The organism is Azospirillum sp. P4_B5 (genome assembly GCF_056402275.1).
Genome location: NZ_JBFUHT010000001.1, coordinates 22,627 through 41,200, shown reverse-complemented (window position 1 = coordinate 41,200; position 18,574 = coordinate 22,627). Strand labels below are relative to the sequence as shown.

Here is an 18,574-nt window from a genome sequence, read left to right as displayed (position 1 = left end):
GGTCATCTCCGGGTCAGGGCGGCGGCCAGCGCGTCGGGCGTGGTCACCGGGGGGGAGCAGGTCATGCCGGTGCAGACATAGGCGGTCGCCACCCCGCCCTGCATGCCCTTGCCGTGGGCCGGGTGCCCGGCGGGCAGATCCGTTCCCGGCGGCAGGACGCTGAGGATGCGGTCGGGAAGCGGACGGTCGAGCACCGCCCGGCGCAGCGCCTTGGTGTCCGGCGCCTGCGGGTCGCCGACGATGACGATCTGCTGGGCCTTCTGGAGAAGCTCCGCCGCGTTCAGATAGGTCGGCAGCGGGAAGAAATTGCGGCTCAGCTCGCCGGAGAAAGCGGCGGCCAAAGCGTCCGCCCGCTCCCGGTAGGCGGCCTCGCCGGTGCGGTGGTGCAGGGTTGCCAGAACGGCCAGCATGGTGCCGTTGCCGCTGGGCGTCGCCGCGTCGCCGGCCGATTTGGTGCGCACGATCAGGTCGTCGGCGTCGTCCGCCGTGTAGAAATAGCCGCCGGCCACGTCGTCCCAGAAATGTGCGTCGAGCACCCGCACCCAGGCCCGCGCCTGCTCCAGCGCGCCGGCGTCGCTGGTCGCCTCGTGCAGAGCGAGTGCCGCGCGCGCCATGTGGGCGTAGTCGTCCAGCGTCGCCCGGTGCTTGAGCTGCCCGGCCCGCCAGCTGTGCAGCAGGCGCCCCTCCTCGGTCATGCGGTCGCGGACGAAGGCATAGGCGCGCTGCGCGGCCGCGATCCACTCCGGCTCGTCGAAGACCATGCCGGCCTGGGCGAGGGCCGCGATCATCAGGCCGTTCCAATCGGCCAGCACCTTGTCGTCCCAGCCCGGCTTGATCCGTTTTTCGCGCTCCCGCCAGAGGATCGCCCGCTGTTCGGCCAGCTTAGCCTCTGTCTCGGCGTCCAGCGCCTCGATGCGGTGCAGCCGGTTGAGGATGGTCGCCCCCTCCCAGTTGCCCTGCGGCGTAACGCCGTAGGCGCGCTTGAAGACCTCCGCACCGGGGCCGAGGAGCCGGTCGATCTCCTCCTCGTTCCAGATGTAGAAGAGGCCCTCCTCACCCTCGCTATCGGCGTCCTGGGTCGCCGCGAAGCCGCCGCCCTCGGCGATCATCTCGCGCAGCGCCCAGCCCACCGTTTCACGGATGCGTGTCTCGAACAGCGGCTCCCGTTCCGCCTGCCAGACCAGCGTCATCAGGTCGAGGAGCTGGGCGTTGTCGTAGAGCATCTTCTCGAAATGCGGCACGAGCCACATCTCGTCCACCGAATAGCGGGCGAAGCCGCCGCCCAGATGGTCGTAGATGCCGCCCTGGCTCATATGGGCCAGCGTGTTGGTGACCGCCTCGCGGTAGGGCTCCTTGCCGGTGCGCAACCAGGCCCGCCACAGCAAGGTGAAGATCGGCACTTGGGGAAATTTCGGGGCGTGGCCGATGCCCCCATGGAAGGGATCGACCTCGCGGACCAGCCGGTCGGCGATCTGGTCGAGCATGGCGAGGTCGACCTCCCCCGCCGCCCGGTTTTCGGCCAGCTTGCCCAGCGCGTCCTTCAGCGCGGCGACGTTGCGGGTGACGTTCTCCGGCTTGTTGCGGTAGGTCTCCGCCACGCCGCGCAGCACGTCGGGGAAGCCGGGCCGCCCGTAGCGCGAGGCCGGCGGGAAGTAGGTGCCGCCCCAGAAGGGCTCGGCCTCCGGCGTCAGGAACATGGTCAGCGGCCAGCCGCCCTGCTGCCCCAGCATCGCCAGGGCCGACTGGTAGATCTGGTCGACGTCGGGCCGCTCCTCCCGGTCCACCTTGATGTTGACGAACAACTCGTTCATCAGCCCGGCGATCTCCGGGTTCTCGAAGCTCTCGTGCGCCATCACGTGGCACCAGTGGCAGGCGGCATAGCCGACCGACAGCAGCACCGGCTTGTTCTCGCGCTTGGCCCGTTCGAAGGCGTCGCGACCCCAGGCCATCCAATGGACGGGGTTGTCCTTGTGCTGGAGCAGGTAGGGGCTGGTCTCCCGGCCAAGCAGGTTCGCGGGCATCGCAGGCGTTTCCGGTTTGTGGCGTGGTTGGGAATAAACTGGCGCGGCGGTGCCGTTGCGCCAGGGCTTCCTATCTGTATAGTGGGGCATGAGCCGAAGCGGCGCTCAACCCTTAATTTCCCGCGCACCGCGCGCCTTCCAAGGAAATGGGGCCATGAAAATCACCATCGACATCGACTGCACACCCGAGGAGGCGCGCCACTTCCTGGGCCTTCCCGACGTGAAGCCCATGCAGGACGCCATGATGCAGGAGATCCAGGATCGTATGCAGGCCTCCCTGCTCGCCATGGACCCCGAGACGATGATGAAGACGTGGCTGCCGGCGGGAATTCAGGGCATGGAGCAGCTTCAGAAAATGTTTTGGTCCCAGATGGCCGCCGCCATGGGACAGGATGGACGCAAGTGACCGATCCGAAGCCCTACTTCGAAGCCCATGTTTTCTCCTGCACCAACCGCCGCCCCGACGGACACAAGCGCGGCTCCTGCGCCGCCCGTGGCTCCGAGAAGCTCCGCGACTACATGAAGGTCCGCGCCCGCGAACTGGGTCTGGACGGCCGTGTGCGGATCAACGCCGCCGGTTGCCTGGACCGTTGCGAGCTGGGTCCGGTGCTGGTCGTCTATCCGGAGGGCGTCTGGTACACCTACCGCTCTTTCGCCGACGTGGACGCGATCCTGGAAACGCATCTGATCGGTGGTGGCCGGGTGGAGCGGCTCATGCTGAAGCCGGAACAAAACGAATTGCTGCCGGAACAAGTCGGCTGATCGTTCCGGAACCGGCACAATGATATTCGGCACGATGATCCCGACGATCTTCGCCCTCGCCACCGCCCCCGGCCGCGCCGGTGTGGCGGTGGTTCGCGTTTCAGGCCCGGCCTCCGGCGACGCGCTCGCCGCCCTGACCGGCAAGCCCCTGCCCGCACCCCGCATGGCCACGCTCGTCCGGCTGCGCGATCCCAAGACCGACGAGGCGCTGGACGACGCCCTGGTCCTGCGCTTCACCGCCCCCCGCAGCTTCACCGGTGAGGACGTGGTTGAGCTGCACCTGCATGGCGGGCGCGCCGTGGTGGCCGGCGTGGTGGAGGCGCTCTCCGCCCTGCCCGGCTTGCGCGTCGCCGAGCCCGGCGAGTTTACCCGCCGCGCCTTCGAGAACGACAAGCTCGACCTGACCGAGGCCGAGGCGGTCGCCGACCTCGTGGACGCCGAGACCTCCGCCCAGCGCCGTCAGGCACTGCGCCAGATGGACGGTGCGCTCGGCAGGCTCTACGACGGCTGGCGCGAGCGGCTGACCCGGTCGCTCGCCCACATCGAGGCCGACATCGATTTCCCCGATGAGGATTTGCCGTCCGGTGTGTCGGACGCCGCCCGCCCTGTGTTGGACGCTTTGGCCGCCGCGATCGACGCCCATCTCGACGACCGCGGCCGGGGTGAGCGGCTGCGCGAGGGGCTGCACATCGCCATCGTCGGCGCGCCTAACGCCGGCAAGTCGAGCCTGCTGAACGCCCTCGCCCGCCGCGAGGCCGCCATCGTCTCAGCCCGCGCCGGCACCACCCGCGACGTGATCGAGGTCCACCTCGACCTTGGCGGCTATCCGGTGGTGCTGGCCGACACGGCGGGCTTGCGCGAGGCGGCTGCCGACGAGGTGGAAGAGGAAGGCATCCGCCGAGCCCTCGACCGCGCCGCGCGCGCCGACGTGAAGGTCGCCGTGTTCGACGCCACCGCCCTTCCTGCACTCGACCCGGCAACGGTTGCTCTGGTGGACAAGGACACGGTCGTCGTTCTGAACAAGACCGACCTTGCCGAGACGGCCACACCAACGGTCGGTGATCAGGCCACGGTCCCGGTCTCGGCGCGGACCGGCACCGGCCTGCCGGAGTTGGAGCGGCGTTTGACGGCGTTTACCGCCGACCGGTTGTCCGGCAGCGGCGCCCCGGCCTTGACCCGCGCCCGCCACCGCTCCGCCTTGGAAGAGTGTCGGGATGCCCTGCGCCGAGCCTTGACTGCCCCCTTGCCGGAGCTGATGGCCGAGGATGTGCGTCTGGCAAGCCGCGCCCTCGGGCGGATTACCGGGCGGGTCGATGTCGAAGATTTGCTGGACGTGATCTTCCGGGATTTCTGCATCGGCAAGTGAACCGGCGGGGGCGTGACAAACACGCCGCACAGCGCTGTTTCACGTGAAACACGGGCTGCGCGGCGTCGCGGCGCTTGGCGTCTGGCGCTGACTCGGCTATGGTCCGGCCATGCGAACGTTCGACGTCATTGTTGTCGGCGGAGGCCACGCCGGTTGCGAGGCTGCCGCCGCTGCGGCGCGCATAGGTGCGCGCACCCTGCTGCTCACCCACAAGTTGGACACCGTCGGCGAGATGTCCTGCAATCCAGCCATCGGCGGGTTGGCGAAAGGCCATCTGGTGCGCGAGATCGACGCGCTCGACGGTGTCATGGCCCGCGCCATCGACCGTGGCGGCATCCAGTTCCGCATCCTGAACCGCAGCAAGGGTCCAGCCGTCCGCGGCCCGCGCGCCCAGGCCGACCGCAAGCTCTACCGGCAGGCGGTGCAGGCGATCCTCGCGGAACAGCCGAACCTGTCCATCGAGGCCGGCGGCGCCGAAGACCTGTCCATCGGCGAGGATGGGCACGTCACGGGTGTGGTGACCGGCTCCGGCGAGACCATCCTGGCGGGAAGTGTGGTGTTGACCACCGGCACCTTCCTGCGCGGCCTGATCCACATCGGCGAGGAAACCACCCCGGCGGGCCGTGTCGGCGAGGCGCCGTCCATCGGCCTGTCCGACACGCTTGCGCGTCTTGGCTTCCCGCTGGGCCGACTGAAGACCGGCACGCCGCCGCGGCTCGACGGCAAGACCATCGACTGGGCCGGGCTGGAAAGGCAGCCGGGCGACACGCCGCCCCCGCCCTTCTCCTACCTGACCGACCGCATCGACACGCCGCAGATCGACTGCGCGATCACCTGGACGACGCCGGAGATGCACGCGCTGATCCGCGGCAACCTCCACCGCGCGCCGATGTACTCCGGCCAGATCCAGAGCACCGGCCCGCGCTACTGCCCGTCCATCGAGGACAAGGTGGTTCGCTTCGCCGACAAGGAGCGTCACCAGATCTTCCTGGAGCCGGAGGGGCTGGACGACGACACGGTCTACCCGAACGGTATTTCGACCTCCCTGCCCCGCGACGTTCAGCTCGGCTTCCTAAAGACGATGCCGGGGCTGGAGCGGGCGGTGATGATCCGGCCCGGCTACGCCATCGAATACGACTTCGTGGACCCGCGGGAGCTGAAGCCGACGCTGGAGACCCGCCGGACTCCCGGCCTGTTCTTCGCCGGCCAGATCAACGGCACCACCGGTTACGAGGAAGCGGCGGCGCAGGGCCTGATGGCCGGCATCAACGCCGCTCTGCTGGCCGGCGGTTCGGCGGAGGGCTTCGTCCTCGACCGCGCCGACGCCTACATCGGGGTGCTGGTCGATGATCTGATCACCCGAGGCACCAACGAGCCCTACCGGATGTTCACCTCGCGCGCCGAGTATCGGTTGATCCTGCGCGCCGACAACGCCGACCAGCGGCTGACCCCAAAAGGTCTCGCCATCGGCTGCGTCGGGTCGGCGCGACGCGACGCCTTCACGGCGAAGGCCGAGGCGCTGTCCGCCGGTCGCACGCTGGTGCGCGCCCTTCAGGCCACCCCGGCGGAGCTGCAGCGGCAAGGCATCGCGGTCAATCAGGACGGTGTGCGCCGGACCGCCGCCGATCTGCTGCGCTATCCCGACCTCGACCTCGCCACCCTCGCCCGGCTGTGGCCGGAGCTGTCGGCGATCCCCACCGACGTTGTCGAGCAGCTGGAGATTGACGGGAAGTACGCCGGCTATCTCGACCGGCAGGAGGCCGACATCCGCGCCTTCCGCAAGGACGAGGCGCTGGATCTTCCCGACGATCTCGATCCGGACACCATCGGCAGCCTGTCGGCGGAAATCCGGCAGAAGCTGCGGCAGGCTCGCCCGGCGACCTTGGGCGCCGCCGCCCGCATTCCCGGCATGACCCCGGCGGCGCTGGTCGCCCTGCTCCGCCACGTGAAACGGCGCGACGTTAAGGTGGCCATCTGATGAGCGTGTTCGACGCCGCGGCCTTCCAGGCGGAAACCGGTGTTTCACGTGAAACGCTGGACCGCCTCGCCGCCTACGAGGCGACGCTGCGCAAGTGGCAGCCGAAGATCAACCTCGTCGGCCCCTCCACCCTTCCCGACGCCTGGCGCCGGCATTTCCTCGACTCCGCGCAGCTCCACCCGCTGCTGCCTGAGGGTGCCCGGGTGCTGGTCGATCTGGGCAGCGGCGCCGGCTTCCCCGGCTTGGTCCTCGCCATCATGGGTGTGCCGGAGGTGCATCTGGTGGAGAGCGACTCCCGCAAATGCGCATTCCTGCGCGAGGCCGCCCGTGTCGCCGGAGCGCCGGTCACCGTGCACAACAAGCGGATCGAGGCGGTGCCGCCGATTGCCGCTGACGTGGTAACCGCCCGTGCCCTGGCGCCGCTGAACGATCTGTTGAATTGGGCCCATCCCTTCCTGCAGGACCGGGGTGCGGCACTGTTTCCCAAGGGGCAAAATGTGGCGGACGAATTGACCGATACCACCAAATATTGGAAGATGCGGACCGAGCGCTTTGACAGCCGCACCGACCCCACCGGAACCATCCTGCGTGTGAGTGGTATCGCCCGTGTCTAAGACCGCGACCCTGATGCATTCCCGCTCCGACGCTTCTCGCGAGGCTGACATGCCCTCCGCCCTTCCCTCTGCTCGCGTCATATCGATTGCCAACCAGAAAGGCGGCGTGGGCAAGACCACGACCACCATCAATCTGGCAACCGCCCTGGCCGCCATCGGCAAGCGCGTTCTGGTGATCGATCTCGATCCCCAGGGCAACGCCTCCACCGGCCTCGGCATCCCGCGCGCCGACCGGCGTGTCGGCATCTACGACGTGCTGTTCGACGGCATGCCGCTGGAGGACGCCGCGACGGTGTCGACGGTGCCGAACCTGTCGATCATCACCTCCTCGGTCGATCTGTCCGGCGCCGAAGTCGAACTGGTCACCTCCGAGCGGCGCGAGTTCCGGCTGCGCGAGGCGGTGGACAAGAGCGCGCTGGAATACGACTACGTGCTGATCGACTGCCCGCCGGCGCTTGGCCTGCTGACGCTGAACGCGCTGGTTGCCTCCCACGCCGTGATGGTGCCGCTGCAGTGCGAGTTCTACGCGCTGGAGGGCCTCAGCCACCTCGTCCGCACCATCGAGCGGGTGAAGCGGGCCTTCAACCCCGACCTCGACATCCACGGCGTCGTGCTGACCATGTTCGACAAGCGCAACAACCTGTCCGACATGGTGGCCGCCGACGTGCGCGGTTTCTTCGGGGAGAAGGTCTACGACACTGTCATCCCGCGAAACGTGAAGGTGTCGGAAGCGCCTTCCCATGGCAAGCCGGTGCTGATCTACGACATGCGCTGCCCCGGGTCGCAGGCATACATCCATCTGGCGGGCGAGGTGCTTCGCCGTGAGAAGAGGCTGAGCGCGTGATGGAGGATACCAAACGTTCGGACGGCGGTGCCCGCCGCGCCAGCCTGGGTCGTGGCCTGTCCGCCCTGTTCGGCGAGGCGGCGGAGGATTATTCCGCGCTCGACAAGGTGCGCCAGTCCAAGCAGGTGCCCATCGAGTTCATCCACCCCGGCAAGTACCAGCCGCGCCGCACCTTCGACGACGAGGCGCTGCAGGGTCTGGTCGAATCGATCCGCGACAAGGGCATCCTCCAGCCCCTGCTCGTCCGCCGCGATCCGGAGACGACCAACTCCTACGAGCTGATCGCCGGCGAACGCCGCTGGCGCGCCGCGCAGATCGCCGGCCTGCACGAGGTGCCGGTCGTCATCCGTGAGCTGTCGGACCGAGAGGCGCTGGAAATCGCGCTGATCGAGAACATCCAGCGCCAGGATCTGACGCCGCTCGAAGAGGCCGAAGGCTACAAGCGGCTGATGGAGGAGTTCGAGCACACGCAGGAGGATCTGGCGCGCTCGGTCGGCAAGAGCCGCAGCCACGTCGCCAACATGATGCGCCTGCTCGCCCTGCCCGATCCGGTCAAGGGCATGGTGCAGGACGGGGCGCTCAGCGCCGGTCACGCCCGCGCGCTGCTCACCTCCTCCGACCCGGTGTCGGTGGCGCGCGAGGTGGTCAAGCGTGGCCTGAACGTCCGCCAGACCGAAGACCTGATGCGCGGCAGCGCGCCGGTCAAGGCCAAGAAGGCCGGCGGGCGCGGCGCCGTCGCCACCGATCCGACGCTCAAGGACGTCGATCTGGTGAACCTGGAGGAGGAGATCTCGGCCCGCATCGGGTTGAAGGTCGCCATCACCCCGCAGGGCAAGGGCGGCTCCATCACCATCCATTACCAGACGCTCGACCAACTCGACGACGTGCTGCGGCGTCTTGGTGGAGAGTGAACGCGGCGAGTAGGAAGTCGCGGAACCAAACTGTCACTTTAGTGAAACGGCACTAACATGAACTCCCCCTAAACAGGGTCGTCCGGCCGCAGCGACGCGGCCGGAGCCGACACAGAGGGGGAGATTCATGAAGCCCATCCACGGCCTGTGCCTTGCCGGCCTCACCGCGGCCCTGCTCGCCGGTCCGGCTCTCGCGGACCAGAAATTCCCGGCGGAACTGGCCGGCCACGGCGTCATCGACGCCGCAACCTTCGTGGCCCCGCCCGCCGACGCGCCGGACCTGTTCCGCACCTCCGGCAAGTTCACCGCCGCCGACCGCAAGCGCGTCGACCAGCCCCGCAGCATCGACGGCACCTCCTTCCTGTCGGCGCCGAATGCACCGCGCGGCACGGGCATGGCGCTGCCCTTCGAGGGCCAGCCGGTCCAGGGCTTCTCCGGCATCAAGGCGCTGGGCGACGGGAGCTTCCTGGTGCTGACCGACAACGGCTTCGGCAGCAAGGGCAACTCCGCCGACGCCATGCTGACGGTGCACAGGCTGACCATCGACTGGAAGACCGGCGCGGCGGCGGTGGCCGAGACGCTGTTCCTGCGCGATCCCGACCGCAAGGTGCCCTTCCCCATCGTCACCGAGGCGACCAAGGAACGCTACCTGACCGGCGCCGACTTCGACGTCGAGAGCATGCAGATCATCGGCGACCGGCTGTATTTCGGCGACGAGTTCGGCCCCTACATCCTGGTGACCGACCGGACCGGCACGCTGCTGTCCCTGCATGAGAGCACGGTGGACGGCAAGCCGGTGCGCTCCCCCGACCATTACGCGGTGTCCACCCCGGCGGTGCCCGGCGCCGTCGGCTTCGAGGTGCGCCGCTCGCGTGGCTTCGAGGGGATGGCGTCGTCGAAGGACGGCCGGTTCCTCTACCCGCTGTTCGAAGGTCCGCTGTGGACAGGCGGTGCCTGGGAGACCAAGGACGGGCGGGAGTATCTGCGCATCGCCGAATTCGACGTCGCGAAGGGCGAGTTCACGGGCCGCAGCGTCAAGTATCTGCTGGAGGCCAACGGCAACAACATCGGCGATTTCAACATGATCGACGCCACCACCGGCCTGATCATCGAGCGCGACAACGGCGAGGGCAACCCGGCCAAGGGTTGCACCGGCCAGCCCAAGCCGGACTGCTTCAACGTTCCGGCGCAATTCAAGCGCGTCTACAAGATCGACTTCGCCCAGGCCGACGCCGAGGGCTTCGTGAAGAAGGTCGGTTACGTCGATCTGATGGACATCGACGATCCGAAGGGCGTCGCCCGGCTCGGCGGCGAGAAGGGCAAGTTCACCTTCCCCTTCGTGACCATCGAGAATGTCGATGTGGTGGACGCCGAGCACATCGTCGTCGGCAACGACAACAACCTCCCCTACTCGTCGGGCCGTGAACTGGGCAAGCAGGACCACAACGAGCTGATCCTGCTGCGCGTGCCGCAGTTCCTGGCTGCGAGATAAGGGGCCGCAAAATAAGGAAAAGCGTCAGCGCCGCGCCAGCGAGGCCAGCTGGAAGAGGACGCGGGCGCAGAGCGTCTGGTCGGGCATGTTGGTGCGCTTGCAGTCCGCCTCGGCCTCGACCAGCCGCTCCAGCGCCTGCCGGACCAGCGGCGCCGGCCAGCGGCGGGCCTGACCGGTCAACCGCGGCTTCATCTTGAAGAACACCGGCGGGCGCAACGCTTCCACCGCGGCGTCCGCCGACTTGCCCGCCGCCACCTGCCCGGCGACCAGTTGGAGGCGCTGGAAATGGCGCTGGGCGGCGCGCAGGATCGGCACCGGGGACATGCCCTCGGCGAACAGGCGAGCCAGCGAGCGGTCGAGCGTCGCGAAGTCGCCCTCGGCCGCCGCCCAGATCGGCTCGTCGAGCGACAGGGCCGCGCTGTCGCCCACGCAGGCTTGGGCGTCCTCCAGCCGCACGCGCGTCTCCACCCCCATGTAGAGCGCCAGCTTCTCCATCTCGCCGCGCGCCACCATGCGGTCGCCGACGAGATTGCCGGCGAGGAAGGACAAGGCGTCGGGGTCGGCGGTCAGGCCGTGGCCGTGCAGGATGTCGGCGATGACCCGGCCGAGCGCGGCCTCCTCCTCCACATAACAGGGAATGGCGACGGCGCCGTCCGCCCCCTCGAACAGGGTGCGCAGCTTCGACCGGTTGCCGAGATCGCCGGCTTCGACGATCACGAGGCTGTCGCCGGGCGGAAGTGCAGCCAGGAAGGCGGTGAAGGCAGCGGCGGCGTTGTCCTCCGCCTCGCGCACGCGGATCAGGCGGCGGCCGCCGGTAAAGGACAGGGCGGCGGCCTCGTCGGCCAGACGCGCCGGGTCGTCGGCGACGGCGCGGCCCAGCATCTCCGTCACCCGGAAGGGATCGGACAGGTCGGCGACCACGGTGCGGCCCAGCCCCATGGCGCGGTCGCGCACCAGACCGGTGTCCGGGCCGTAGAGCAGGACCGCGCGGATCTTGGGATCGGGGCTGCGCAGGAAGCCGTCGATCGCCCGGGCTTGCAGCTTCACGAAGTCACCGTCGGTGGCGGAGGAACGGCCTCCGTTACTCAGTGCGGATCAGGTCTTGCGGCCGAGTTCGGCGGCCACGCGGGTGGTGATCTCGTTGGAGATTTCCAGAATCGCGCGGTCGTAGGCGTTCTCGACGGTGGCCAGGGCGCCGTACTGCTGCTCCAGCACGTTGTAGCTGATGAAGGACCGCGCGTTGGCCTTGAACAGGATCTTTCCCGTTGCCGCGTCGATGAGCTGGTAGGGAGCGTTCACGACGAGCTGGGCGCGGGTGGCGGTCGCGTCCTTCTGAAGGGACAGCTTTTGCTCCGACGCGGTCAGCGTGGTCTGCAGCCGGTAGAGCGGGGCAGCGGGGCGACCGTCGACGTAGAAGCGGTCGATCAGGAGATTGCGCAGCTTCTGGCCATAGCGGTCCGGGATGAGCCCGATATCCACCTGCTGAAGCTCGGCGGTGCCGATGCTGTTCGCCCCGAGATTTCCATACATGGGCTGGAAACCGCAGGCCGCCGTGGCGAGCACCGCCGGCGCGAGCACGGCGAGGGCCAGAAGCCCCCGCCGCCGGACGCCGGCTTTGCTGCTGGTATGAAGGTCAGACGACGACATTGATCACCCGGTTCGGGACGACGATGACCTTGCGCACCGGCTTGCCCTCCAGGGCGCGCTGGACGTTCGGATCGGCCAGGGCGGCCTGCTCCGCGGCGTCCTTCGCCATGTCGCGCGGCAGTTCCAGCGTCGCGCGCAGCTTGCCGTTGACCTGCACCGCCATGGTGACCGAATCCTCGACCACCAGGGCGGCGTCGGCCTGCGGCCAGGGCTGGTTGACCAGCAGCGTGGCGTGGCCGAGCTGCGCCCACAGCTCCTCGGCCAGATGGGGCATCATCGGGGCGATCAGGCGCACGGTGGCCTCGAAGCCTTCACGCAGCACCCAGGCTTCGCCCTCGCCCGTGCCGTCCAGCTCGGCCAGGGCGTTGGACAGCTCGCGCACACGGGCGACCGCCTTGTTGAAGCGGAACTTCTCCAGGTCTTCCGAGATGCCGGCGATGGCCTTGTGGACCATCCGGCGGGTGGCTTCGGCCTTGGCGCCGAGGGCGTCCGGCTTCGGCGCGCCGGCGGGCGGCAGCGCCACCGGCGATTCCGTCACCATCCGCCACAGGCGGTTGATGTAGCGCCAGGCGCCGTCGATGCCGGCTTCGGTCCATTCCAGGTCGCGTTCCGGCGGGCTGTCGGACAGCATGAACAGGCGGGCGGCGTCGGCGCCGTAAGTGCCGATGATGTGCGCCGGGTCCACCACGTTCTTCTTGGACTTCGACATCTTCTCGACACGGCCGACCGTCACAGGGCCACCGTCGTCGTTGCGGATGTAGTCGCCCAGATCGTTCTTGCGGATGTCGGTCGGGGCCAGCCAGGCGCCGGTGCCGGCGTCCTTGTAGGTCTCGTGGTTGACCATGCCCTGGGTGAAGAGGCCGGCGAAGGGCTCCTCCACGTTCAGGTAGCCGCACTGCTTCATCGCCCGCGTCCAGAAACGGGAGTAGAGCAGGTGCAGCACGGCATGCTCGATGCCGCCGATGTACTGGTCGACGGCCAGCCAGTAGTCCACCGCCTCGCGCGTGAAGGCGACGTCCTCGGCCTTGGGCGAGCAGAAGCGGGCGAAATACCAGCTCGACTCGATGAAGGTGTCGAAGGTGTCGGTCTCGCGCACCGCCGGCTTGCCGCAGCTCGGGCAGCTCGTGTGCTTCCAGGTCGGATGGTGGTCCAGCGGGTTGCCGGGCTTGTCGAAGGTCACGTCCTCCGGCAGGACCACCGGCAGATCCTGCTCCGGCACCGGGACGATGCCGCAGCTCTCGCAATGGATCACCGGGATCGGGCACCCCCAGTAACGCTGGCGGGAGACGCCCCAGTCGCGCAGGCGGTACTGGGTGGTGCGTTCGCCCTGCCCCTGCTCCTCCAGCCTCTTGCCGACCTCCTGCTTGGCCGGCTCGACCTCCAGCCCGTCGAGGAAGCGGGAATTGCGCAGCAGGCCGGGGCCGGTGTAGGCCTCGTCGCCGACCGCGAAGGCGGCGGGATCGGCGTCCGCCGGGACGACCACCGGCGTGACCGGCAGGCCGTACTTGCGGGCGAAGTCCAGGTCGCGCTGATCATGGGCCGGGCAGCCGAAGATGGCGCCCGTGCCGTAGTCCATCAGCACGAAGTTGGCGACGTAGACCGGCAGTTCCCAGGACGGGTCGAAGGGATGCGCCACCTTCAGCCCGGTGTCGAAGCCGCGCTTCTCGGCGGTCTCGATCGCCTCCTCGCTGGTGCCCAGACGGTTGCACTCGGCGATGAACTCGGCCAGCGCGGGGTTGCCGGCGGCCAGTTCGGCGGCCAGCGGGTGGTTGGCGGAGATCGCCGCGAAGGAGGCGCCGAACAGCGTGTCGGGCCGGGTCGTGAAGACCTCCAGCTTGTCCGCCCGCCCGACGAGGTCGAAGCGGAAGCGCACGCCGGTGGACTTGCCGATCCAGTTCTCCTGCATCAGGCGCACGCGCTCCGGCCAGCGGTCCAGCGTGTCCAGCCCCTTCAGCAGCTCGTCGGCGTAGGCGGTGATCTTGAGGAACCACTGCGACAGCTTGCGCTTCTCCACCAGCGCCCCGGTGCGCCAGCCGCGGCCGTCGATCACCTGCTCGTTGGCGAGGACCGTGTTGTCGACCGGGTCCCAGTTGACCCAGGACTCCTTGCGGTAGGCCAAGCCTTCCTTGAGGAAATCCAGGAACATCTTCTGCTCGTGGCGGTAATACTCCACGTCGCAGGTGGCGATCTCGCGGTCCCAGTCGATGGACAGGCCCATCGTCTTCAGCTGGGCGCGCATGGCCGCGATGTTCTCGCGCGTCCATTTGGCCGGGTGGGTCTTCTTCTCGAGCGCGGCATTCTCCGCCGGCAGGCCGAAGGCGTCCCAGCCCATCGGGTGCAGCACGTTGAAGCCGCGGGCGCGCTTGTACCGCGCGATCACATCACCGATGGTGTAGTTGCGGACATGCCCCATGTGGATGCGCCCCGACGGATAGGGGAACATCTCCAGCACGTAATACTTCTCACGGGAAGCGTCCTCGCGCGCGGTGAAGCAGCCCTGCCGCTCCCACTCGCCCTGCCACTTCGCTTCGGTTTCCTTGACATTGTAACGCGACATGACCGCAGACGCCGTTCCGTGAATTTCGTGGGTCTTGATAGATAAGGCGCCGCTGGCGGAGTAACAGGCGGCGGACCGATGTCCGCGCCCTGCCCCGCCCGGCCCCTGCTTGGCTGATCGGTGCCGGTGTTCAGCGCGCCGCGGCTTGTTGGGCGACGCGGATCTGGCGGGCGCGGGTCAGCACCGCGTCCTCCAGCGTCGACGCCGTCTCCGGCCCGACCGCGCTGTCGCGCCAGTCCGACCCGGCCCGCTGCTGCTTGAACACCGACACCCGCACGCCGTCGGCGCGGAGCTGGCGGTCCATGATGTACAGGTTGACCTTGAAGCGCTCGTTCGGAGTGTCCGGCGGCGTGTACCAGTCGGTCAGGATGACACCGCCGAACGGATCGGCGGAGACGATCGGCATGAAGGACAGCGTGTCCAGCGAGGCGCGCCACAGGAAGCTGTTGACGCCGATCCCGTTCGGGTCGCCCTGCTCGGCGCCGTTGCGCTTGTTCTTGCCGAACAGGCTGAAGCCGCCATCGGTGCCGAGAAGGCTGCCGAACTTGTATTCCTTCTTGATCTGCTCATCGACGGTTTCCGTCTGGCCGCCCCAGCTGGAGCAACCGGCCACGGCGAGCGACGCCGCGAGCACGACGGGGGCAAGGCGAAGGACACGGGAACGGCGCATGGTCGGAACCTGGATCAATAAATTCGGGGTACCGCGCACGATACCGCGGCGGATGCCGGTGAAAAGACCATAAAAGCCCGCCCGCGGCAACAGCCGATGCGGGGCGCAGCCTGTGCCTTTGCTGTGTCCGGGGCGACGCCGGAGCCCTGCGGACGGGATGGCGCGGGCGGCGGAATTCCAACGGCGGCGCACAATCAAGGTGTGTTCCGTCGGACACACTGTTCCTTCATTGCTGCAACTTTTCGATTTCCGGCTTGCTGGCGTCCCCGCATCTGCGTACCACAGAGCCAGCCAGGACGTTAACCGGGCTGAAAATTCTGCTGCCAGGATGGAGGCAACAATCATGAACCGTTATCTGCTCGCGGGCTGCGCCGCTGCCGCTCTGGCTCTGGGTGCCGGCGCTGCCAACGCTCAGGCCAAGTTTGAAGTCAAGGTCGGCGGCGACGCCTACTTCGAAGGCGGCTACGTCAACGAGGACCGCGACCAGGGCGCCCGTTCGGTTGACTTCCGCAACCGCTTCCGCGTCATCGTGACCCCGACCGCCAAGGCCGACAACGGCCTGGAGTACGGCGGCCGCATCCGTATGCGCGCCAACTCGGGCGCCAGCAACAACCGCACGATGGACGCCGACCGCGGCTACATCTTCGCGCAGGGCGCCTTCGGTCAGGTCCAGATGGGCGTGACCAACTCCTTCAACGACGCCACCTACGTCACGGCCCCGCAGGACTACCTGCCGCTGGCCATCTATGACGGCGTCACCGCCTGGATCGGCCAGACCTCCGACATCGGCGGCGGCCTCGCCGGCCTGAACGGCTCGATCCTGAACCAGTCGCTGGTCGTCGAGAACAACGCGACCAAGATCGTGTACTTCTCGCCGCGCTTCGCCGGCCTGCAGGTGGGCGCCAGCTACACCCCGCGCAACGACGACTCGGCCGCCTCGGTCAACCGCGCCGACCTGACCCCGGTCGCCGCTTCTGGCCGCGGCTTCGCGACCACGTTCGAGGACATGGTGGAAGTCGGCGCGAACTACAGCAACACCTTCGGTGGTGTCGCTGTGAAGGCGAGCGCCGGCTACTACTGGGGCAGCGCCGCTGACTCGAGCACGGTCGGCGCCAGCGTCGAGGACCTGAACGCCTGGCAGGTTGGCGCCCAGGTTGGCTACGCCGGCTTCTCGCTCGGCGGTTCGTACACCGACTTCGGTGAGTCGGGCCAGATCCAGACCGCGACCTCGGACAACGAGAAGAGCCGCATCTGGGTTGTCGGCGCTCAGTACACCGCCGGCCCGATCGTCGTCGGCGCCAACTACAAGAACGGCAAGGACGCCGGCAGCCTCTACACCGCTGGCGATCGCTCGCTCGAGGTCTACGAGATCGGCGCCGGTTACACCGTCGCTCCGGGCCTGACCCTGCAGGCTCAGTACGACTACTTCAAGGCCGACAGCGACCTGAGCACGGCCGCTGTGGACCTGGACAACGACGGTCACGTCGTCCTGCTCCGCACGGTCCTGGCGTTCTAATCTGCGGTCAGCCGTGGATGGAAAAGGGCGGTGGCTTCGGCCACCGCCCTTTTTCTTTGTGCATCCTCCTTGCCGTCACTCTGCGTCTTTTCCTTGCGTCTTTTGCCTTCGGTCCACCGTCCGCCATGGCGCGTTTTGGTGCGCAAAGTTTGTTCATGGCGCCCAAAATCTCGCCATGAAATGTGCTATATTTACGGCATACGGGAAAATCCGTTAGTCTTCAAACACTTATACCTGTGTCGGAATGGCAACTGTGTTACAGTTGAACCGCTTACCCCGTCGAATCACCCTTGCCGGGTAAACGAACGGGTGGCTTAGTAGTTGGTGGGAAGCACAACCGCACGGCTCCAGTCTCCTTGGGGGCCTGCCAGAAGGATGGACCATCAATGAAGCGTTCTCTTGTTACGGGCTGCGCAGCCATCGCGATCATCACCTGCAGCGGCATGGCTTCCGCCCAGACCAAGTTCGAGGTCAAGATCGGCGGCGACGCTTTCTTCCAGGGCGCCTATGTCGAGCAGGACCGTGACGAAGGCACCCGCTCCACGGAGTTCGCCAACCGCTTCCGCGTGACCGTCACCCCGGTCGCCACGGCCGACAACGGCCTGGAATACGGCGGCCGCGTCCGCATGCGCGCCGCCAACGGCGCCGGCAACGTCCGCACCATGGACGCCGACCGCGCGTTCATCTTCGTCAACAGCGGCTTCGGCACCCTGCAGGCCGGCACGATCAACGGCCTGTCGGACGAGTTCGGCATCATCGGCCCGAACGTCGAAGGCATCGCCGGCGGTCCGGACAACAACACGGTGGAGTTCCTGGGCGGTTCGCAGACCTACTCGCTGCTGCCGACCACCACCAACAACTTCCGCGCCTTCGCGTCGGGCGACGTCGGCACCAAGGTCATCTACCTGACCCCGACCATCGCCGGCTTCCAGGGCGGCGTCTCCTACACGCCGCGCACGGGCGACTCGCACACCTCGATCAACCGTCGCCAGGACAACGGCGGCTTCCAGGACGTTGTCGAAGCCGGCGGCACCTACACCAACGAGTTCGGCGGCTTCACCATCGGGGCCAGCGCCTTCTACCAGTTCGGCGATGCGGTCGATGACGGCGCCGGCGCCGGCGCCMCCCGCTTCGAGGAGCTCAACTCCTACCATGTCGGCCTGAACGTCGGCTTCGGCGACTTCAAGATCGGCGGCAGCTACGCCTACAGCGGGGAAAGCGGCTACGACAAGTCGCTGACCGTCAAGGAGAAGCAGGACATCTGGATCGTCGGCGCCCAGTACGCCACCGGTCCGTTCATCCTGGCCGCCAACTACTCGCAGTCGAAGTCCAACGGCACCAGCCCGAACACCGGCTTCGTGGCACCGGTCAAGGCCGAGCTGTACCAGGCCGGCGTGACCTACACCATCGCGCCCGGCCTGACCACCGGCCTGGAGTACAGCTACCTCGACCTCGACTCGGAGATGACGACGCTGGACAACGGCGGGATCAGCCCCGACGACCGCGCGCACATCATCATGATCGACACCCGTCTGGCCTTCTGATCGACCTTGCGGCAGCTCTGACGGAAACGGCGGCGGATGCCCATCCGCCGCCGTTTTGCTTTGGCGCCGTCCCTTACTTCTTAGTGGCTTGCGCCGCTTCGGTTTCGCAGAGCAGCAGGATCGCCGCGTCCTCCATCGGGGTCCAGATGGCCAGCAGGCGCTGCTTGGCCTTCTCCGCCGTATAGGCGGTGGTCCCCGGATCGCGGATCGTCCGGACCTTCACCTCCCCCATCTTCCAGCCGGCCTTGCGGAAGCCGCCCAGCGTGGATTCCAGGATCTGGTCGCGGCGGGCGTCGTCGTCCTTCTTGAACTCCCAGCCATAGCTTTCCAGCTTGGTGCATCGCCGGTTGATGTCGGCGGCCGCCGCTCCCATGAACTCCTTGTAGGTGCCGTCGTCCTGCAAGGGGAAGGGATGTTCGGCGAAGGGCACTTGAGCGATGGCCGACCCCGCCACCGTTTTCGGAGCCTCCTTGCCGGCGGCGGGCTTGCCGCCATTCTGGCTCCCGGCGTTCGGGCTCCCGGTGTTCTGGCTCCCGGTGTTCTGGGCAAGGGCGCTGCCGGCCGTGAACGGCGCGGCCCCCAGAATCAGCGCCGACAGGATCAGGGGACGCATCCAACCACGCATGCCGTGTTCTCCTCGGGGTGCTTGCGT

General features: G+C 67.8%; 16 protein-coding genes. 10 read left to right on the top strand and 6 right to left on the bottom strand.

Annotation, left to right across the window (positions count from 1 at the left end; translation table 11 throughout):
- Positions 1 to 2: 2 nt before the first annotated feature.
- Complete coding sequence (locus tag AC1DVI_RS00185; protein WP_476956314.1) at positions 3 to 2,021, bottom strand: thioredoxin domain-containing protein; 2,019 nt, start codon at positions 2,019 to 2,021, stop codon at positions 3 to 5.
- A 154-nt stretch (positions 2,022 to 2,175) separates the two neighbouring features.
- Between AC1DVI_RS00185 and AC1DVI_RS00180 the strand changes: the two genes are divergently transcribed.
- The 8 genes from AC1DVI_RS00180 (at position 2,176) to AC1DVI_RS00145 (ending at position 9,988) form a co-directional block, all read left to right on the top strand.
- A complete protein-coding gene (locus AC1DVI_RS00180) occupies positions 2,176 to 2,427 on the top strand; it encodes a DUF6489 family protein (RefSeq protein ID WP_014238933.1) in 252 nt (83 codons plus the stop codon).
- The gene (locus AC1DVI_RS00175; RefSeq protein WP_476956313.1) at positions 2,424 to 2,783 is read left to right on the top strand and encodes a (2Fe-2S) ferredoxin domain-containing protein; all 360 of its coding nucleotides are present in this window, start codon (positions 2,424 to 2,426) and stop codon (positions 2,781 to 2,783) included. Before AC1DVI_RS00180 ends, AC1DVI_RS00175 begins: the two co-directional genes overlap by 4 nt.
- 34 nt (positions 2,784 to 2,817) lie before the next feature.
- Positions 2,818 to 4,149, top strand: coding sequence for a tRNA uridine-5-carboxymethylaminomethyl(34) synthesis GTPase MnmE (gene mnmE / locus AC1DVI_RS00170; protein WP_476956312.1), 1,332 nt, complete (start codon positions 2,818 to 2,820; stop codon positions 4,147 to 4,149).
- A gap of 109 nt (positions 4,150 to 4,258) precedes the next feature.
- On the top strand, positions 4,259 to 6,127 hold the full coding sequence (gene mnmG / locus AC1DVI_RS00165) for a tRNA uridine-5-carboxymethylaminomethyl(34) synthesis enzyme MnmG (RefSeq protein ID WP_476956311.1): 1,869 nt from the start codon (positions 4,259 to 4,261) through the stop codon (positions 6,125 to 6,127).
- Positions 6,127 to 6,741, top strand: coding sequence for a 16S rRNA (guanine(527)-N(7))-methyltransferase RsmG (rsmG, locus tag AC1DVI_RS00160; protein WP_476956310.1), 615 nt, complete (start codon positions 6,127 to 6,129; stop codon positions 6,739 to 6,741). Before mnmG ends, rsmG begins: the two co-directional genes overlap by 1 nt.
- A gap of 49 nt (positions 6,742 to 6,790) precedes the next feature.
- Entirely contained in the window at positions 6,791 to 7,585 is a 795-nt protein-coding gene (locus AC1DVI_RS00155) for a ParA family protein (RefSeq protein ID WP_094301379.1), read from the top strand.
- Positions 7,585 to 8,496: a ParB/RepB/Spo0J family partition protein gene (locus AC1DVI_RS00150; protein WP_476956309.1), complete on the top strand. Its 912-nt coding sequence runs from the start codon at positions 7,585 to 7,587 to the stop codon at positions 8,494 to 8,496. The genes AC1DVI_RS00155 and AC1DVI_RS00150 overlap by 1 nt, the downstream gene beginning before the upstream one ends.
- Before the next feature lie 127 nt (positions 8,497 to 8,623).
- Positions 8,624 to 9,988 carry an esterase-like activity of phytase family protein gene (locus AC1DVI_RS00145; protein ID WP_476956308.1) on the top strand — a complete coding sequence of 455 codons (1,365 nt, stop codon included), beginning with the start codon at positions 8,624 to 8,626 and terminating at the stop codon, positions 9,986 to 9,988.
- 24 nt (positions 9,989 to 10,012) lie between these two features.
- On the opposite strand, the gene holA is transcribed toward AC1DVI_RS00145, so the two are convergent.
- The 4 genes from holA to AC1DVI_RS00125 all read right to left on the bottom strand — a co-directional run bounded on the left by holA (position 10,013) and on the right by AC1DVI_RS00125 (position 14,862).
- Positions 10,013 to 11,035, bottom strand: a complete 1,023-nt coding sequence (gene holA, locus AC1DVI_RS00140; protein WP_476956307.1) for a DNA polymerase III subunit delta — start codon at positions 11,033 to 11,035, stop codon at positions 10,013 to 10,015.
- A gap of 48 nt (positions 11,036 to 11,083) precedes the next feature.
- A complete protein-coding gene (gene lptE, locus AC1DVI_RS00135; RefSeq protein WP_476956306.1) occupies positions 11,084 to 11,635 on the bottom strand; it encodes an LPS assembly lipoprotein LptE in 552 nt (183 codons plus the stop codon).
- On the bottom strand, positions 11,622 to 14,192 hold the full coding sequence (gene leuS / locus AC1DVI_RS00130) for a leucine--tRNA ligase (protein ID WP_476956305.1): 2,571 nt from the start codon (positions 14,190 to 14,192) through the stop codon (positions 11,622 to 11,624). Before leuS ends, lptE begins: the two co-directional genes overlap by 14 nt.
- Positions 14,193 to 14,322: 130 nt before the next feature.
- A complete protein-coding gene (locus AC1DVI_RS00125) occupies positions 14,323 to 14,862 on the bottom strand; it encodes a DUF3576 domain-containing protein (RefSeq protein ID WP_038531557.1) in 540 nt (179 codons plus the stop codon).
- Positions 14,863 to 15,205: 343 nt separating this feature from the next.
- On the opposite strand from AC1DVI_RS00125, the gene AC1DVI_RS00120 reads away from it, so the two are divergent.
- Entirely contained in the window at positions 15,206 to 16,378 is a 1,173-nt protein-coding gene (locus tag AC1DVI_RS00120; protein ID WP_476956304.1) for a porin, read from the top strand.
- A gap of 386 nt (positions 16,379 to 16,764) precedes the next feature.
- Complete coding sequence (locus tag AC1DVI_RS00115) at positions 16,765 to 17,922, top strand: porin (RefSeq protein ID WP_476956303.1); 1,158 nt, start codon at positions 16,765 to 16,767, stop codon at positions 17,920 to 17,922.
- A gap of 73 nt (positions 17,923 to 17,995) precedes the next feature.
- Here the strand turns inward: AC1DVI_RS00115 and AC1DVI_RS00110 are convergent, their stop codons facing one another.
- On the bottom strand, positions 17,996 to 18,547 hold the full coding sequence (locus AC1DVI_RS00110; RefSeq protein ID WP_476956302.1) for a hypothetical protein: 552 nt from the start codon (positions 18,545 to 18,547) through the stop codon (positions 17,996 to 17,998).
- Positions 18,548 to 18,574 lie beyond the last annotated feature (27 nt).

Excerpts from the sequence above, each read along its gene's own strand:
- AC1DVI_RS00185 (WP_476956314.1), bottom strand. The coding sequence starts at position 2,021 with ATGCCCGCGAACCTGCTTGGCCGGGAGACCAGCCCCTACCTGCTCCAG.
- AC1DVI_RS00180 (WP_014238933.1), top strand. The coding sequence starts at position 2,176 with ATGAAAATCACCATCGACATCGACTGCACACCCGAGGAGGCGCGCCAC.
- mnmE (WP_476956312.1), top strand. The coding sequence starts at position 2,818 with ATGATCCCGACGATCTTCGCCCTCGCCACCGCCCCCGGCCGCGCCGGT.
- mnmG (WP_476956311.1), top strand. The coding sequence starts at position 4,259 with ATGCGAACGTTCGACGTCATTGTTGTCGGCGGAGGCCACGCCGGTTGC.
- rsmG (WP_476956310.1), top strand. The coding sequence starts at position 6,127 with ATGAGCGTGTTCGACGCCGCGGCCTTCCAGGCGGAAACCGGTGTTTCA.
- AC1DVI_RS00155 (WP_094301379.1), top strand. The coding sequence starts at position 6,791 with ATGCCCTCCGCCCTTCCCTCTGCTCGCGTCATATCGATTGCCAACCAG.
- AC1DVI_RS00150 (WP_476956309.1), top strand. The coding sequence starts at position 7,585 with ATGGAGGATACCAAACGTTCGGACGGCGGTGCCCGCCGCGCCAGCCTG.
- AC1DVI_RS00145 (WP_476956308.1), top strand. The coding sequence starts at position 8,624 with ATGAAGCCCATCCACGGCCTGTGCCTTGCCGGCCTCACCGCGGCCCTG.
- lptE (WP_476956306.1), bottom strand. The coding sequence starts at position 11,635 with ATGTCGTCGTCTGACCTTCATACCAGCAGCAAAGCCGGCGTCCGGCGG.
- leuS (WP_476956305.1), bottom strand. The coding sequence starts at position 14,192 with ATGTCGCGTTACAATGTCAAGGAAACCGAAGCGAAGTGGCAGGGCGAG.
- AC1DVI_RS00125 (WP_038531557.1), bottom strand. The coding sequence starts at position 14,862 with ATGCGCCGTTCCCGTGTCCTTCGCCTTGCCCCCGTCGTGCTCGCGGCG.
- AC1DVI_RS00120 (WP_476956304.1), top strand. The coding sequence starts at position 15,206 with ATGAACCGTTATCTGCTCGCGGGCTGCGCCGCTGCCGCTCTGGCTCTG.
- AC1DVI_RS00110 (WP_476956302.1), bottom strand. The coding sequence starts at position 18,547 with ATGCGTGGTTGGATGCGTCCCCTGATCCTGTCGGCGCTGATTCTGGGG.